The sequence below is a fragment of the Glaciimonas sp. PCH181 genome, assembly GCF_003056055.1.
In the GTDB taxonomy this organism is placed as follows: domain Bacteria; phylum Pseudomonadota; class Gammaproteobacteria; order Burkholderiales; family Burkholderiaceae_D; genus Glaciimonas.
In genome coordinates, this window is record NZ_PYFP01000001.1 from 876,825 (window position 1) to 893,624 (window position 16,800).

A 16,800-nucleotide genomic window follows, 5' to 3' on the forward strand; every position below is an offset into this window, starting at 1 on the left:
CACAGATATACAGATATTTTTCGGAAAGAAAAAATCATGGAACAAAAGGCGCCACGTCGTACGCGAGAAAAAATTTTAGAATTATCCTTGCGTCTTTTTAATGAATTCGGCGAGCCAAATATCACCACCACCATCATTGCCGATGAAATGAAAATTTCACCGGGAAATTTGTATTACCATTTCCGCAATAAAGATGACATCGTTAATTCGATTTTTGTGACGTTTGAAGAAGCAATGAGTCGTATGTTAGCCGTTCCACAAGAGGTCCGACCGACAATGCAAGATGTATGGCGTTATTTACATCTTATGTTCGAGCTAATATGGCGTTACCGCTTTTTTTATCGCGACTTAAGCGATTTATTATCGCGCAATCGCACTTTAGAGCTGCATTTTAAAGAAATTTTTGGCCATAAAATAAAGGTAGTAAAACAACTATGTCAAGGTTTGCAAGCGGACAACGCTTTGGCTGTCAATGCAGTTGAAATCGACGCACTCTCTACAAATATGGTTGTCACTGCAAGTTACTGGCTGTCATATCAATATGTATTAAATCCGCGCCAGTATACCGAGCAAGCGGTCGTAGAAAATGCCTTGGCCAGCGGATGCTATCAGGTGTTGTCGTTAATGCATCCCTATTTGCGCGGCCAGACTTTAGTCCACTTTGAAGAGCTCACCGCCCAATATTTGAACAAAAACGGCACTACTAGCGCTGACAACGCCATTTCTTCAATACAATAACGCGCAATCCACTTTTACATTTCTATAACCAATGAAATCACTTTGTATTTATTGCGGCTCCTCTCCTGGAGCATCTCCCATTTACGCACAAGCTGCACGCTCACTAGCGCAGCAAATGGTCGACGACAACATTGCGCTCGTATACGGCGGCGGCAATGTTGGCCTGATGGGGATTATCGCCGATGAAGTTATCCGACTGGGCGGAATTGCTACTGGTGTTATCCCAACAGCGCTACTAGAAAAAGAGCTGGGGCATAAAGGTTTAACCAAACTGCATATCGTTAAAGACATGCATGAGCGCAAAGCAATGATGGCAGAATTGTCGGACGGCTTCATCGCAATGCCAGGCGGCGTAGGAACGCTGGAAGAACTATTCGAAGTATTCACGTGGGCCCAATTAGGGTTTCATCAAAAGCCAATCGGCTTATTGAACGTGGACGGTTTTTACGATGGCCTCATTCAATTTATTCAGCATATGGTTTCGCAGCGCTTTCTCAAAGCCGAGCAAGCGGATTTGTTGATGGATGCGCCCGACGCACCAACGCTGCTAACCAGGTTCAAAACATTTATACCACTCACGGTAACAAAGTGGTTGGATCGCACCACGATTTAATCCAGCTAACTCGCGCCACAAAAAAATGCCACGCATTCTTTCGAATACGTGGCATTTTTATACATATATTTAGCATCGCAGTTAACACTGGGATGAAAATATTTATTCTTATTTAGTTCTGATCTAAGGCTTGCTTAAAGTCAGCCACCAGATCATCGGTGTCTTCAATGCCGATTGATACCCGAATAAGCGAATCGGAAATCCCCATCCGCGCGCGCGCTTCAGGGCCCATTTCATAGAAAATGGTATGAGCGACCGGCAATACCAACGTCCGGTTGTCGCCCAGATGCGTCGCTGAAATACCCAGCTTCATCCGATTCAGATAATCAAAGCAATCAAGCTCTGGCTTTAACTCAAAACTCAGCAAATAGCCAAACGAGCGGAACAACTCGCTTGCCAATGCATGCTGCGGATGCGATGCCAAGCCAGGATAATGCACAGCAGCGACCCGTGGATCAGCTTCTAACATTGTCGCTACGGCCAGCGCATTGGCGCTACTGCGATCCATACGCAATGCCATTGTTTCTGCACCGACGGCAATATGATGCGCAGCTTCAGGGCCAATCGAAGCGCCAAAGTCACGCAAGCTTTTTGCACGAATCTGCGCCATCCCCCATTGCACTGTTGGAAACTTTTTGTAGCTATCCAATATATGGGGATATTGGCCCCAATCGAACAAGCCTGTATCGGTCAATGCACCACCGAGCGCATTACCATGGCCACCTATCGACTTTGTCAGCGAGTTGATCACCAGACTCGCGCCAACGACTTTTGGCTGGAACAAATACGGCGAAGTCATGGTGTTATCAACCACAAACAAAATACCGCGCGCACGGCATACTTCGCCTATGCGCTTCAAATCTGCAATTTGTGTGCGTGGATTGGCGATGGTTTCCACGAATACCATGCGCGTATTCGGCGTTAAAGCAGATTCTACTTGCACAATATCCGTTACATCCACCATCGAGACATTGATGCCCTGGCCTTGGATAGTCTGCCAAACGCTTGCGGTGTTACCGAACAAAAACGCCGTCGAGACTACATGGTCACCAGCACGTAATAAGCCCTGCACCACAGCACTAATCGCTGCCATGCCCGTGGCGAAACAGATAGTGGCATAACCACCTTCCATCACATTGACTTTATCTTCCAGCGCCGACACGGTTGGATTGCCTTGCCGACCATAGCGATAACCTTGAGCGCGTCCCTGAAACACTTCGGCTAACTGGCGCGCATCTTTATATCCGTACGTTACCGACGTGTGCACCGGCTTATGCAAAGAACCATGCTCAATGGTTTTTTGGCGATCGCAATGCACGACTGTCGTAGTAAATCCGTAGCTTTTTTTGCTTTCTGTATTACTCATGGTCCACACAGGTTCCAGTTGATTCTATCGAAAACGGAACCTGCCCGAGTTATCGGGCCGGTTCCTGACTACAATCACTCAAAATTTGCGAGATTCAGTTGCGAACGCACACCATCTTCAATTTCAGCCTTCGGATTGTTTCGCACAAATTCGATACGATCCAGATAGTCGCGTGAAATATCGCCAGTGATGTAATGACCGTCGAAACAAGAAGCTTCAAAATTTTTCAATGCCGGATTAACATCCGAAATCGAGCGCTTCAATGCATCAATGTCCTGGTATACCAAGGCATCAGCGGTAATTTCGCGGCAAACCTCTTCATCGGTACGACCATAAGCAATCAATTCGCCTCGCGTCGGCATATCAATCCCGTAGACGTTTGGAAACTTAACCGGAGGCGCTGCCGAAGCAAAAATCACCCGTTTAGCACCGGAATCACGCGCCATCTGAACGATCTCACGGCTAGTTGTGCCTCGGACGATAGAGTCATCCACCAGCAGCACAGTCTTGCCTTTGAATTCAGATCCAATCGCATTGAGCTTTTGGCGTACCGACTTTTTACGTATTGCTTGTCCCGGCATCAAAAAGGTGCGACCGATATAGCGATTCTTGATAAATCCTTCGCGATATTCGATATTTAACTTAAGTGCCAGCTGGATAGCTGCCGGACGCGACGAATCAGGAATCGGCATGACCACATCGATGTCGCCACTAGAGAATTCGCGCTTGATCTTATCAGCCAGATACTCACCCATTTTCAGGCGTGTAGCATAGACCGAAGCACCATCAATGATGGAATCAGGACGTGCCAGATATACGAACTCAAAAGCACATGGATTCAATGTCGGATTGTCGGCGCATTGCTGGTTGTACAGATTGCCTTCGATATCGATAAAAATCGCTTCGCCGGGAATGACATCGCGCAAGAAGCGGAATCCCAGACCTTCAAGAGCGACCGACTCGCTGGCGATGACATACTCTGTACCTTTGTCGGTTTCATTAATACCGATGCACAGCGGACGAATACCGTAAGGATCGCGGAATGCTAACAAACCGTGACCGGCGATTTGCGCGACTACAGCATACGAGCCACGAACCCGTTGGTGAACCACTGCGACGGCCTTGAACAGTGCATCTGGATCAAGCGAATAACCGATAGTGGCTTGCTGGATTTCATGCGCTAGCACGTTCAGCAAGACTTCTGTATCAGAATCCGTATTGATATGCCGACGGTCATTTTTGAACATCTCAATTTTAAGTTGTTCAGCATTGGTCAGGTTACCGTTATGCGCCAAAATGATACCGAATGGCGCATTGACGTAAAACGGTTGCGCTTCTTCTGCGCTAGCGCTTCCGGCAGTTGGGTAGCGTACTTGACCGATACCAAAATTACCTGGCAAAGAACGCATGTTGCGGGTCCGAAAAACGTCACGCACTAAGCCATTGGCCTTGTGCATAAAGAATCCGTTACCTTGGTTGGTTGCGATTCCCGCAGCGTCTTGACCGCGATGCTGCAACAGCAGCAATGCATCGTAGATCAGTTGATTGGCGGGGTTGTGAGAGGCGATGCCGACTATGCCACACATGGTGGACTCCTAAATAAAACAATTCGAAACTATTTCGAGGAAGCAATACAAGCGATACAAACGAGAACAAATAAGACAAATGCTACAAATTCGGGGATCAAAGTGCCTTCTAAAACTTTACATGCTGTGCAAATGCTTCCGGCAAGAAGGGCAAAGCAGTATTTGCCGCAGTGACTGCAAGCGGGCTTAACTCTGCATCGCGCCAAAATGACTGTTTTGGGATAGCTGTTGTGCCACAGACTAATACTGCCACCACAACAATTACCGCGCCTCGTGCAAGCCCAAACAAGCCTCCTAAACCCCTATCGGCGACGCTCAGGCCAGTTGCCTTGACCAGTCCATCCAATACCATGCTTAACAACATCATTAGCAATCTGACACCTATAAATAGTGCTAGAAATGCCACAATCAATCGCGTTACGGCACCAGGTATGACGTCAGGAAGCAATACTGCCAGACTTTCGCCGTAGGCGTTCGCAACAAACAAGGCAATAACCCAACTTGCCAAAGACAGAATTTCCTTGACCAACCCGCGTAAGGTGCCGATCAGGACTGAACAAATCAGCACAAACAATACTAGGTAATCAAAAATCGTCACACTGCCTCTGGAACCTATCAAAAATCATTAATCCGAATTCGCTTGGGTGTTCTCTGCTGCAAATTACTAAACTACCTTAAGCCAGGCATATGAGGCTGGTCGGCATTATATTCAAGTTGGAATCAAACTGCCCGCTAAACCCAGCGGCGCTAGCTTGGCACGGGCCTTTTCAGCCTCTTCTTTACTATTAAAGGGGCCGACTCTGATACGGATACGTTCACCAGAAGCCGTTTTTATCTTTTGCGTATAAGAGCGAATTCCTGCATCTCTTAACTTTCCCTGCAATTCATCGACTTTTTCTTGCGATGCCAGCGCCGCGACCTGAATAACAAATTTTGCTGATTTTTTCTCAGCGGATGCGTGGTTTGCTACATTTGTGTTGCCATTTAAAATAGCGGCAGCACGCGCTGAATCGCTCGTTCCTTCAGCGTCGCTTACATCGAGGCTATCCTCAGCTGTAACGATGGCTTTAGGTTCAGGCGTATGCTTTCGCTCTTCCTTCGCCTCTGTTTTCGGCTTGGTTTCTGGTTTAGCTTTAGGTTTAGGTTCTGGTTTGATATCGGCGCTTGCTTGCGCAGTGGGCGGTACGACTGAATTGACGTTATTGCTGGAAGTCTGCGCTAATGGTGCCGGAGCTGCTGCATTCGGTGTCGCAGGCGCACTTTGCGTTTGAGTGGCTGAAGGGCTTGGGGACGATACAGGCGAACTCGCCGGATCAATGATTTCCTCTTGCTGATCCAGACCATTGCCGACGCTAGCGGCAACAGATGCTGCTGCCGAGGAGGATGCAGATGTTGGTTTGTCACGCGAAGGAATCTGGATGGCAATATCATCTGCCAACGGCTTCGGTTCGGAATCCAGCACCATAGGCAAGACAATTACAACGGCTAGCACCAACGCTACGGCCCCGACCAAACGACGTCGCGCACGTTTTTTTTCTGGAAGAACCGGATCGACGGCTTCGTTGCTGGGGTTTTTACGTTTCCTGCTGGCGCGTATGGCGCTTGTGTCCTCTGCTGAACGCGAATTATAGGCGCTCTGCTCAGAGCCAGGCTGTTGCTTATTTTTACGGAGGAAAGAGAACAAGCCCATGCGTTACCGATTTAGTGTGAAAGTGCAATATTGGAACATTGGAACATTGACGGAAATGCAATACATCACAGCGCACATTGTCAGTGAAGTCCGGATTTTCTAGCTTCCATCACGCCAGCAACGGTCACGAAAGATCCAAAAACCACAATTCTATCATTCTCACCCGCCCTGCTTAGCGCATTTGCGTAGGCTTCTGCGGGAGTTGTAAAACTTTGAATAGTCGATTCCGCTGATGCGCCCTCCTGGACCTTGACCCCGGCAGCCACTAAACGTTGCCGCAATTGCTCGGCCGTGGCCGCGCGTGGCAATGGCAGGTCAGTCACGCACCAGTGATCTATTCTGCCTTTTAGTTGCGCCACAATGCCCTCGATATCTTTATCCAACATCGCACCAAATATGCCGTACGTATAGGGATGAAAACCCATATTGTCGAGATTTTGGGCTAGCGTCGCCGATGCATGTGGATTGTGGGCAACGTCCAGCACAACTAAAGGTTGACCAGGCATCACTTGAAAACGGGCTGGCAATTCGACCGTTACCAAGCCGGTGCGAACCTCTTGCGCACTCACCGGCAATTGATTGCGTAGCGCCTCTAACGCGGCTAATGCGGCTGAAGCGTTCAATAATTGATTTGCGCCACGAAGACTAGGATAACCGAGGGAATTCCGACGTTGTCCACGTCCGCCATAATTCCATTGTTGCTTGTCACCGGTGTAGTTGAAATCGCGTCCCAACAACCACAAGTCAGCGCCGATGGCGTTGGCATGATCAATCAATGACTGCGGCGGCACCGGGTCACTACAAATAGCGGTTTTGCCCGCACGGAAAATACCGGCCTTTTCAAAACCGATTTTTTCACGGGTATCGCCTAAATAATCAGTGTGATCAATATCGATGCTAGTGACGATTGCGATATCTGCGTCTATCACATTGACGGCATCCAGACGCCCGCCAAGACCGACTTCCAAAATCACAACTTCCAGATTTGACGATGCCAGCAAATGCATGATCGCCAAAGTGGTGAATTCAAAATACGTTAAAGAGACATCGCCGCGTTGTGCTTCCACTGCCTCAAAGCTGGCAATCAGCGCCTCGTCCGATGCAGATTCGCCATTCAATTGCGCCCGCTCATTGAAGAGTAAAAAATGCGGCTTGATATATAAGCCAACTTTATAACCGGCGCGTAGCAGCATTGATTCCAGCATCGCACAGGTCGACCCTTTGCCGTTGGTTCCGGCTACCATGATAACCGGACAACCAAACTGGATATTTAATCGCTCTTTAACCAATTTGACCCGATCCAGGCCCATATCGATGGTTTTAAAGTGGCGCGATTCGAGTAATAACAGCCATTCGTCGAGAGTGGTCGGTTTACTAGAAGCGGTTGGCGTGGTCAACGGTGTAGGCATTCGATACTCATTTAACAAAAACAATAGCCCGAACAGCTAACGATTCGGGCTATTCATCAGGCTAATAACGTTATGCAAGGTCAGGCAATATCAAGCCAGCGTTTCAGCCGTTTGATTTTGCAACAAGGCCAACAAACGCGCGATTTCTTCACGCATTTTGCGTCGATCCACGATCATATCAACCGCACCTTTGGTGACTAGAAACTCAGCGCGCTGGAAGCCTTCAGGCAATTTTTCACGCACAGTATTTTCGATCACGCGTGGTCCGGCAAAGCCGATCAACGCTTTTGGCTCGGCGATTACAACATCGCCCATAAACGCAAATGAGGCGGATACGCCGCCCATGGTCGGATCGGTCAGCACGCTAATAAACGGTAATTTCTTTTCCGATAATTTAGTCAGCATCGCTGTGGTTTTTGCCATTTGCATCAACGACAGTAAACCTTCTTGCATCCGCGCGCCGCCGGTCGCTGTAATGCAGATAAATGGCACTTTTTGCTCCAACGCGACTTGCGCGCCCCGAACAAACCGCTCACCCACTACAGAACCCATCGAGCCACCCATAAATTCGAACTCAAAACAGGCAACTACAACAGGCAACGTCATAATCGCGCCGCCAAGCACAATGAGAGCATCCGTTTCACCGGTGGCTTCCATCGCCGCTTTAAGGCGATCAGGGTATTTTTTACTATCTTTGAATTTGAGGGTATCAATCGGCAATGTTTCCTGACCGATTTCATACCGGCCACCGGCGTCCAGCAAAGCATCGAGACGATCACGGGCGCGAATACGCAGATGATGACTACACTTTGGGCAGACGTGGATATTGGATTCCAGATCGGTCCTATAGAGCACAGCTTCGCAGGATGGACATTTAACCCAAAGTCCTTCAGGGATAGACTTGCGTGTCGCTGAATCGCTGCGTTGGATACGTGGGGGGAGTAGTTTTTCAAGCCAACTCATAGAGCGACCTCCTTCATATTTTTTACTTGCCGAATTGTACCTTCAACCAAAAAACAGCGATAGTAAATCGCTGTTTGTTAGCCAATAGCATTTCTCCTGTTTATTTTCACAACTATTCGTCCAGCGCTTTACGTATACCGCTGATGAACGTCTGCACTGCAGCAACTGCATGCTCACGCGGTGTGTTTTCTAGCTCCTGGATGATACGACTACCTATGACAACCGCGTCCGCCACCTGTGCAACGGCTTTCGCTGTAGCTGCATCACGGATGCCGAAACCCACACCAATTGGCAATTTAACATGCTTGCGGATCGCTGCAATGCGTTTGGTGACTTCAACGATATCGATATTTGCAGCACCAGTCACGCCTTTGAGTGACACATAGTAAGCAAATCCACCGCCGACATTTGCTACCTGCTGAATACGCTCTTCAGTTGACGTTGGAGCCAATAAGAAGATGGGGTCCATACCGTTAGCACGCATTTTATGGGCGAATTCTTCGCATTCTTCCGGCGGATAGTCAACGACGATGGTGCCATCGACACCAGCTTCTTTTGCCGCACTGATAAAAGCATCAACGCCCATGCGTTCAAGTGGATTGGCGTAACCCATCAACACCACTGGCGTATCGGTATTTGTCTGACGAAACGTGCGTACGTAACCTAATACATCGTGCAAACTTACATTGAATTTAAGCGCGCGTTCGCACGCACGCTGAATTACCGGACCTTCGGCCATTGGATCGGAGAACGGCACCCCCAATTCGAGAATATCAGCACCGCCTGCCACCAGCGCATGCATTAACGGTACGGTCAGTTCAGGATCGGGATCACCCGCCGTGATAAACGGAATGAGGCCTTTTTTGTTATTTGCGGCCAATGCGGCCAACGTAGACTGGATTCGTGACATGTTTGTCTTAGGTAATATTCGTGGGCTATGCGTAGGCTGATTGGGTGAGTGCAATGGATCAGAGTATTAGCACTGTCAGCGACACACCAAAAACAAGGTAGGTCGCTGCCAGGCCGAGCCTCTATCGCTGAGACGACATCACAATTTCAAACGTTCGGCAACGGTATGCATATCTTTATCACCGCGGCCAGACAAGTTGGCGAGGATGATTTTATCTTTTGGCAACGTCGCCGCCAATTTAGCCGCGTAGGCAAGCGCATGACTTGATTCCAGGGCGGGGATAATACCTTCGATCTGACAACAAGTATGAAATGCGGCCAGTGCTTCGTCGTCGGTAATAGTTTCGTAAGAGGCGCGACCAGAATCCTTCAACCAGGCATGTTCAGGACCAACGCCCGGATAATCCAGGCCAGCTGAAACTGAATGGGTTTCAATGACTTGACCATTCTCGTCTTGCAGCAGGTAAGTACGATTGCCGTGCAATACGCCCGGAGAACCTGCTGTCAGGGACGCGGAATGCTTGCCGCTGTCCAATCCTTCGCCTGCAGCTTCAACACCGATAAGACGGACATCGTGGTGGTTAATGTAAGGGTAAAAAATACCCATTGCATTAGAACCGCCGCCTACACACGCAACAACATAGTCCGGTTGACGGCCGGTCATTTCCGGCATTTGGGTCAGACATTCCTCGCCAATCACAGACTGAAAATCACGAACCATCATTGGATAAGGATGAGGGCCAGCAACCGTGCCTATAATATAGAAAGTATCTTCAACGTTGGTGACCCAATCCCGCATCGCTTCATTCAACGCATCTTTTAACGTCTTCGAACCAGATTCGACAGGCACCACTTTCGCACCAAGCAAATTCATTCGGTAAACGTTTTGCTTCTGACGCTTGACGTCTTCGCTGCCCATGTAGACGACGCATTCCAAGCCGAATCGTGCGCAAATTGTGGCGGTGGCTACGCCATGCTGACCTGCACCTGTTTCTGCAATGACACGCGGCTTGCCCATACGCTTGGCGAGTAAGGCCTGACCGATTACGTTGTTAATTTTATGGGCACCTGTATGGTTCAGGTCTTCGCGCTTGAAGTAGATTTGTGCGCCGCCCATTTGTTCGGACCAGCGTTTTGCGTGATAGATAGGACTAGGACGGCCTACAAAATGTTTTAGCTCGCTTTCGAATTCTGCTAAAAAAACCGGCTCGTGCTGATAATGTGCGTAGGCTTCTTTTAATTCTTTAAGCGCCAACGTCAGCGTTTCTGAAACGAAACTACCGCCGTACATTCCGAAGTGGCCTTTTGCATCCGGCAGATTGTATTGTGCAGATTGCTGCAAGGTCGCGGTAGCAAGTGCCTGACGCTCGGCATAATGCTCAAGCGGATTTAATTCTTTCATTTGTTTCTCTCTTAAATGGCTGATTGACGGTGTTTTTCACCCAATGTGCGCAAATATCTCTCGCAATCAATCGGTAGTGGCATCCGCCTGACGCACCGCATCAATAAAGGCACGTATTTTGGCGGGATCTTTGATACCCTTTTCTTGTTCGACACCGCTACTGATGTCGACCGCATAAGGGCGAACGCGGACCACCGCGTCAGTCGCGTTTTGTACGCTCAAGCCACCACTTAAAACGACCTGAGGCGCGAGTTCTTTTGGGATTAGAGACCAATCAAAGACCTTTCCACTGCCACCATAACCATCAACTAAGGTATCGAGCAACAAACCGGCGAAAAGCCGACTACCTGAACGATAATTTACATCGCATTCTATCAAATCGCCAGCAACTGTTGCGGTTCCTATGCGCATTGCACGTAAAAAAGGCCGATTTACGCGGCTAGCAGCTGCATGACATTGCGAAACATCTTCATCACCATGAAATTGCAATAATGACAATGGCGCGATAGAGACTGTTGCAGAAACCTCTTCTGGCGTTGCATTAACAAATAATCCTACGGCTGAAACGAAAGGCGGCAATCCGGCTATCAGCTCTGCCGCTCGTTGTGGCGAGACATAGCGCGGGCTTTTTCCATAAAAAACGAAACCAATCGCATCTGCGCCAGCGGCAACCGCCGCTGCGACGTCCTGCTCACGCGTCAAGCCGCAAATTTTGATTCGGGTACGTTGATTCATTTTGTCGATGGATAAAAAAGTAGATATGACACCAAATCCTGTAATTGCCAGAAATTTAGCGGTCTATGCGCTGCTCCACATGTTTCTTTACATGAGGACTGATTTTGCTTTTACAGCCAAGGCAATATTGCGGACTGTTGTTGCGGCAGGTTCCATTTTTGATCATATTCAACCTTCGCTAGATATAGTCCATCCGGCATAAAGGTCGGCGCAGCGCGACTTCGATCTTTTTGCAAGAGCAGATCAACTATCCAATCAGGTGCTTGCTTACCATTGCCCACAAAAACTAAAGCCCCAACTATATTGCGTACCATGTGATGAAGAAACGCGTTGGCGCGCAACGTGAACACGATTAAATCACCGCTACTCTTAATGCTAAGTTCATGCATAGTCCGTATCGGGGAGCGCGCCTGGCACTCAATGGCACGAAACGCCGAAAAGTCATGCGTCCCAACAAAATGCTCTGCGGCCTGCTGCATATTTTCAAGATTTAGCGGTCGAAATGCCCATCCGACTTTGTTTACCATTAACGGCGATCGCACGGGATGGTTATACAGCAGGTAATGGTAAGTGCGCGCAGTAGCGCTGAAGCGCGCATGAAATTGCTGGTTGCCATCAACGTGCGCCGTGGCTGCGAAATAAGGTACTTCACAAGCCCAACGCACTGCAATTGATGACGGCAAGAAAGCATTCAAACCACGTACCCAGGATGACAAATCGCGTGCCAATAGTGTATCAAAGTGCACCACCTGTTCAAGCGCGTGTACACCTGCATCGGTGCGCCCGGCACAAATGGTCGACACCTTGCCTTCCGTAAATTTCTGCAAGGCGAACTCTAACTTGTCCTGTACGGTCTTGCCGTCCGGTTGCGTTTGCCATCCCCGCCAAGGGGTTCCGTCATACTGTACCCCGAGAACGATTCGCTTCAAACCAACTCCACTTCAAAAATATCGCAACTTTGTGAGCTGAGAATAGCCCTTTACGATTTACCGCCAGCATAATGCTAAAAAGACAAACGGGCGCAAGCATAACGCCGCGCCCGTCAATTGCCAATAGTTAATTAGATGCTAACTGCTGGCAATTAAGATGCAAACTTAATGTGTTACGCGAGGTTTTGTAACAATATTTTAGCCGTTGATACTTGTGCAACGTCCCCACCTTTTAAGACCTCCTCAAGCAATTCGCGTGCGCCTTCGTTATCGCCGATTTCCTGATAAGCGACAGCAAGATCAAGCTTAGTTGCCATTTCAGCATTACTGACAACATTTGCCTTGGATGCAACATCTTTGGTTGGCACATATTTTTCAACGATATCACCCAAATCAAGATCCATTCCAGAGAGATCAAACTCCAGCGGACTAGCCAATGCAACAGGGGCAGTAACATGCTCAATCGTCTTGGTTCGAGCACTAATACTTGGATCAATAAGCTTTTCAGTTGAAGAAGCAGATGGAAGGCTAAAGTGCGGCGCCTGTGACCCATTATTGCCTAGTTCGAAATCAAGCGACTCCAGAACGGATTTTGTCGATTCCGGCACCGATGGAACGTTCACCGCATCTGTATTTAGCGACGAGAATTTGTTTGCGTCTTTAAAATGCAAATCCAAATCTTGTGCGCCATCAATCAATGCTTCGGCCTTATGTGATAACTCGTCAGCACTCAACGGTGCAAATAACTCCGTCGCCTCAGGCTGCTTGGACTCCAAAAAATTACTCTTTGGCTCATAAGGCTCGGTGACTGCATTCAATGCATTGAAATCAAGTCCGTCCAACGGCTGCGTTGGGGCCGTAATAGAAGCCGCTTTAGCAACGACCTGCTCCGTCAACATACCGTGTCCGTAAAGCGGATTTGTAGGATCTACAGCTGCACCTAAAGCAATGGCTTGCTGCCATTCTTCGCCGACACCATTGGTAAGACTATAAAGTTCGCTAGCGACAATTTCAAAAGCGCGAACATCTTTCCGCGTAGCATAAATTTCTAGCAATTTAACCCGGATGGCATGGCGATTGGGTTGGCTGCGCAATGCTTCTTTCAGAATCTCTTCTGCCTGCACGTCGCGTCCATAGGCTATATATACGTCAGCCTCGGCAACTGGATCTACATTTGTATCAAGACTGCTGACGGATGGTACAAAGCTTGAGTTGAATATACTATTTTTGGTATCGACACTTTGACCGCCTGTTGAACCAAATAGCGAATTCGACTTTAATCCTGAACCGGTTAACGGTACGCCGCCGCTATCCAGAAATGCTTGCTGTTTTTTACGACGAAACCGATGAATACCCAAACCTGCCAAAAGTAGCGCCAAGATACCAACAGCGGGTAACAATGGATTATCGGTCACGCTATCAATAAAGCTGGATTCTGGAGGTGCCTCAGGAATTGCTTTCGGCGCGGCTGGCTTAATAACTGGTTTAGCAGCGACCGCCACTACTGGTGACGTAACAACAGCTGCCGGTGCGGCGTCTGACGCCGCCACTGAGGCTGCCGCATCAGTGGTTGTTGCACTGCTGGCATTTGATGCAACTGCTGCAGGATTAGGTGTTGACGTAGCTGCTGCTACCGCAGCACTTGTCGCGCTGCCAGTTGCGGCAGGTGGAGTAGCGGGAGCAACCGGCGGCGAAGTCTTGCCGATGCTGCTAGTTTGCTTTTGCAACTCGTCCAGGTTCTTACTTTTCACATCAAGAACCTTTTGCAAGTCCATGATATTTTTTTCTAATTCCTTAACGCGTGCGTTAGCTTCAACTGCTGCTTTTTCACGCGCTATTTTCTCTTCGGTGGCAGCAACCGCAGCGGCCGTTGGGTTAGCATCGGGTTTAGCGATATCGCCAGCGCGCGATAGTTTCAGCTTGTCCTTAGCATCGTTCGCAGGATTAGCCTGTTCTTGCACTTTAGCGCTGATTTTTCCGCCACCGCTTTGTTTCGCCTCAGTTGCCTCGCGTGGTGACGCGGCTGCTGTCTGGGTCGCCAGCGTATTGCGATATCCGTGAAAATCTTTGGACAAACCTAAAACTACATTAGAAGCTTCTGCGCGCGGAACACTGCGCGCAGTATCAGCATCGGGAATGGCGAGAATTTGGCCGCTACGCAGACGGTTGATATTCTTATCGATAAATGCACGTTCATTACCGCGATACATCGCCAACAACATTTGATCGAGTGATACACCGTTCTGCAAATTATCTACCGCGATGCGAAACAGTGTATCGCCTTTCTTCACGCGATAATCTGTATCACCGGGCTTACTCTTTCCCCCGCCAGCCTCAGAAGGCTTAGTCGCAGAGCCTGCGGCACGGTCAGCTTGCGCTGTTTTTTTTTCTACAGAAGGAGAAGGCGTACGATCATTGCGCGCGCCAGATGGCAGCGTAGTCGTTTTTGTAGAAGATGAAGTCGTTGTAGAAACTGATGCAGCTGCACGTGCAGGCGCTGTAATCTGCGGAGATTGCGTTGACCGCGCATCCGCTGGATCAAGCAATACGTTGTATTCCCTTAAAACCCGATTCTTGGAGCCGCCCAATTCAATCAACACCGCGACAAATGGTTCATTTATCGGCTGAGAGGATGTTACGCGAACAAATTTGCGTGCCCCACGCTGATCAATCGAAAATTGTAACGATAATAAAGCCGGATTGAATTCAATATTGGCTTGTTTATAAGCGTCAGCAGAGGCTAATTTCGCCACCAATTGCGACTCTTCATCCTTGGCCACAGAGGTCAGTTCAATTTCGGCACGAAGCGGCTGCCCCAAGGACGACAAAATCGTGATTTTTCCGAAACCTGCGGCATGCGCTCCGGACATTAATACCACCGCAGAAATAACGGCTGAGCTCAGTGTTTTTAAGCCAGCTGAAATAAATTTGCTAGATGGATTTAATCTCTTGTTATATGGCATGGGACCTTTTTCCGTTCGCATAAGTTAAAAATAAATCTTGCGTTTTGTCAATGTTATTCCAGAAGTTTCAAAATATCAACGTTGAGCTAGCGGCCGCATAAGCGCCACTAGATAAATAAAACCCGCTAAAAATTCGCAATGGCGAATATCAGCGGGCTACGTTGCAAACATCAACCAGACCATATTCTTAAAATAAGTCTGGTCAGTTTATTTCGCGTACTTGAAAAACAACCTTTTTATACCGCTCATTCGTCAATAAAAGACGAATATTTTCATAATTTAGTTAATTTACTTATCGAGAACAATCCGCAGCATGCGGCGTAATGGCTCTGCCGCACCCCACAGTAATTGATCGCCGACCGTAAATGCCGACAAATAATCTCCACCCATTTCCAGTTTGCGCAAGCGGCCAACGGGAATAGTCAGGCTGCCAGTGACGGCAGCTGGGGTCAGATCTCGCATTGAATCTTCACGATTGTTGTCGACTAACTTTACCCATTGGTTATTACTAGAGATGATGTCGTTAATTTCATCCAGCGGCACGTCTTTTTTAAGTTTGATCGTGAGCGCCTGTGAGTGGCAACGCATCGCACCAATACGTATGCATAGACCATCAATAGGAATCGGGGCTTTGTCGCTATTAAATCCTTCGCCGCGCCCTAAAATTTTGTTGGTTTCTGCGCCAGCCTTCCATTCTTCTTTAGACTGACCATTACCCAGATCTTTATCGATCCACGGAATCAGATTACCTGCCAGCGGCACGCCAAACTGCTTGGTTTCATCAGCAGAAAAACTGTGCTGCTTTTCTAACACTTTACGGTCGATTTCCAGAATCGCTGCTGCTGGATTATCCAACAACGATTTAACTTCGGCATTAATTGCGCCAAATTGCGTCAATAATTCACGCATGTGTTGCGCACCACCACCGGATGCTGCCTGATATGTCATCGAGGTCATCCATTCGATTAAATCGTGCTGAAATAATCCGCCTAATCCCATCATCATGCACGACACCGTGCAATTGCCGCCGACGTAGTTTTTAATGCCCCGTGTCAGGCCATTTTTAATGACATCTAAATTCACAGGATCAAGAACGATGATGGCATCTTCTTTCATCCGCAACGTAGACGCCGCATCGATCCAGTAACCGTTCCAGCCCGATGCACGCAGTTTCGGGAAAATGTCACTGGTATAGTCGCCGCCTTGACAGGTAATAATGATGTCGCATTTTTTTAACGCTTCAATGTCGTTGGCATCTTTTAACGTTGTTTCATTTTTTGCCAACGCAGGCGCAGTTCCTCCCGCATTTGAAGTTGAAAAAAATACCGGTTCTATATGGGCGAAATCGCCCTCTTCCTGCATACGTTGCAACAGAACAGAACCAACCATACCTCGCCAACCGACTAAACCAACCAGTTTCATCATCACTCCCTAACACATGAACGGGGAAACTCCCGTAACCAATACACACTATGACAACTCAAAAAAACATTTCTT

General features: G+C 48.4%; 14 protein-coding genes. 2 read left to right on the plus strand and 12 right to left on the minus strand.

What is annotated here, in order from left to right:
* Positions 1-36: 36 nt before the first annotated feature.
* Together C7W93_RS03900 and C7W93_RS03905 are read left to right on the plus strand one after the other, a co-directional pair.
* Positions 37-738 carry a TetR/AcrR family transcriptional regulator gene (locus C7W93_RS03900; RefSeq protein ID WP_108438842.1) on the plus strand — a complete coding sequence of 234 codons (702 nt, stop codon included), beginning with the start codon at positions 37-39 and terminating at the stop codon, positions 736-738.
* Between the two features lie 31 nt (positions 739-769).
* On the plus strand, positions 770-1,351 hold the full coding sequence (locus C7W93_RS03905) for a TIGR00730 family Rossman fold protein (protein WP_108438843.1): 582 nt from the start codon (positions 770-772) through the stop codon (positions 1,349-1,351).
* 112 nt (positions 1,352-1,463) lie between these two features.
* Here the strand turns inward: C7W93_RS03905 and C7W93_RS03910 are convergent, their stop codons facing one another.
* From C7W93_RS03910 to asd, 12 genes are all read right to left on the minus strand, one after another.
* Positions 1,464-2,717, minus strand: coding sequence for a cystathionine gamma-synthase family protein (locus C7W93_RS03910; RefSeq protein ID WP_108438844.1), 1,254 nt, complete (start codon positions 2,715-2,717; stop codon positions 1,464-1,466).
* A gap of 74 nt (positions 2,718-2,791) precedes the next feature.
* Positions 2,792-4,303 (minus strand): amidophosphoribosyltransferase, encoded by a 1,512-nt coding sequence (purF, locus tag C7W93_RS03915; RefSeq protein ID WP_108438845.1) that lies wholly within the window; start codon positions 4,301-4,303, stop codon positions 2,792-2,794.
* A gap of 109 nt (positions 4,304-4,412) precedes the next feature.
* Positions 4,413-4,901, minus strand: a complete 489-nt coding sequence (locus C7W93_RS03920) for a CvpA family protein (RefSeq protein ID WP_108438846.1) — start codon at positions 4,899-4,901, stop codon at positions 4,413-4,415.
* A 111-nt stretch (positions 4,902-5,012) separates the two neighbouring features.
* The gene (locus C7W93_RS03925; RefSeq protein ID WP_108438847.1) at positions 5,013-5,993 is read right to left on the minus strand and encodes an SPOR domain-containing protein; all 981 of its coding nucleotides are present in this window, start codon (positions 5,991-5,993) and stop codon (positions 5,013-5,015) included.
* A gap of 80 nt (positions 5,994-6,073) precedes the next feature.
* Entirely contained in the window at positions 6,074-7,402 is a 1,329-nt protein-coding gene (gene folC, locus C7W93_RS03930) for a bifunctional tetrahydrofolate synthase/dihydrofolate synthase (protein ID WP_108438848.1), read from the minus strand.
* A gap of 90 nt (positions 7,403-7,492) precedes the next feature.
* Positions 7,493-8,365, minus strand: a complete 873-nt coding sequence (gene accD / locus C7W93_RS03935) for an acetyl-CoA carboxylase, carboxyltransferase subunit beta (protein ID WP_108438849.1) — start codon at positions 8,363-8,365, stop codon at positions 7,493-7,495.
* 112 nt (positions 8,366-8,477) lie between these two features.
* Positions 8,478-9,275, minus strand: coding sequence for a tryptophan synthase subunit alpha (trpA, locus tag C7W93_RS03940; RefSeq protein ID WP_108438850.1), 798 nt, complete (start codon positions 9,273-9,275; stop codon positions 8,478-8,480).
* 138 nt (positions 9,276-9,413) lie between these two features.
* Complete coding sequence (gene trpB / locus C7W93_RS03945) at positions 9,414-10,676, minus strand: tryptophan synthase subunit beta (RefSeq protein WP_108438851.1); 1,263 nt, start codon at positions 10,674-10,676, stop codon at positions 9,414-9,416.
* A gap of 66 nt (positions 10,677-10,742) precedes the next feature.
* A complete protein-coding gene (locus C7W93_RS03950; RefSeq protein ID WP_108438852.1) occupies positions 10,743-11,411 on the minus strand; it encodes a phosphoribosylanthranilate isomerase in 669 nt (222 codons plus the stop codon).
* A 110-nt stretch (positions 11,412-11,521) separates the two neighbouring features.
* Complete coding sequence (gene truA / locus C7W93_RS03955; RefSeq protein ID WP_108438853.1) at positions 11,522-12,340, minus strand: tRNA pseudouridine(38-40) synthase TruA; 819 nt, start codon at positions 12,338-12,340, stop codon at positions 11,522-11,524.
* Positions 12,341-12,513: 173 nt separating this feature from the next.
* Entirely contained in the window at positions 12,514-15,303 is a 2,790-nt protein-coding gene (locus tag C7W93_RS03960; protein ID WP_225869742.1) for a FimV/HubP family polar landmark protein, read from the minus strand.
* 288 nt (positions 15,304-15,591) lie between these two features.
* The gene (gene asd, locus C7W93_RS03965; protein ID WP_108438854.1) at positions 15,592-16,725 is read right to left on the minus strand and encodes an aspartate-semialdehyde dehydrogenase; all 1,134 of its coding nucleotides are present in this window, start codon (positions 16,723-16,725) and stop codon (positions 15,592-15,594) included.
* Between the last annotated feature and the right edge of the window lie 75 nt (positions 16,726-16,800).

Bases quoted from the DNA above. Each gene is read 5' to 3' on its own strand.
- C7W93_RS03900 (WP_108438842.1), top strand. From the start codon at position 37: ATGGAACAAAAGGCGCCACGTCGTACGCGAGAAAAAATTTTAGAATTA.
- C7W93_RS03905 (WP_108438843.1), top strand. From the start codon at position 770: ATGAAATCACTTTGTATTTATTGCGGCTCCTCTCCTGGAGCATCTCCC.
- C7W93_RS03910 (WP_108438844.1), bottom strand. From the start codon at position 2,717: ATGAGTAATACAGAAAGCAAAAAAAGCTACGGATTTACTACGACAGTC.
- purF (WP_108438845.1), bottom strand. From the start codon at position 4,303: ATGTGTGGCATAGTCGGCATCGCCTCTCACAACCCCGCCAATCAACTG.
- C7W93_RS03925 (WP_108438847.1), bottom strand. From the start codon at position 5,993: ATGGGCTTGTTCTCTTTCCTCCGTAAAAATAAGCAACAGCCTGGCTCT.
- folC (WP_108438848.1), bottom strand. From the start codon at position 7,402: ATGCCTACACCGTTGACCACGCCAACCGCTTCTAGTAAACCGACCACT.
- accD (WP_108438849.1), bottom strand. From the start codon at position 8,365: ATGAGTTGGCTTGAAAAACTACTCCCCCCACGTATCCAACGCAGCGAT.
- trpA (WP_108438850.1), bottom strand. From the start codon at position 9,275: ATGTCACGAATCCAGTCTACGTTGGCCGCATTGGCCGCAAATAACAAA.
- trpB (WP_108438851.1), bottom strand. From the start codon at position 10,676: ATGAAAGAATTAAATCCGCTTGAGCATTATGCCGAGCGTCAGGCACTT.
- C7W93_RS03950 (WP_108438852.1), bottom strand. From the start codon at position 11,411: ATGAATCAACGTACCCGAATCAAAATTTGCGGCTTGACGCGTGAGCAG.
- C7W93_RS03960 (WP_225869742.1), bottom strand. From the start codon at position 15,303: ATGCCATATAACAAGAGATTAAATCCATCTAGCAAATTTATTTCAGCT.
- asd (WP_108438854.1), bottom strand. From the start codon at position 16,725: ATGAAACTGGTTGGTTTAGTCGGTTGGCGAGGTATGGTTGGTTCTGTT.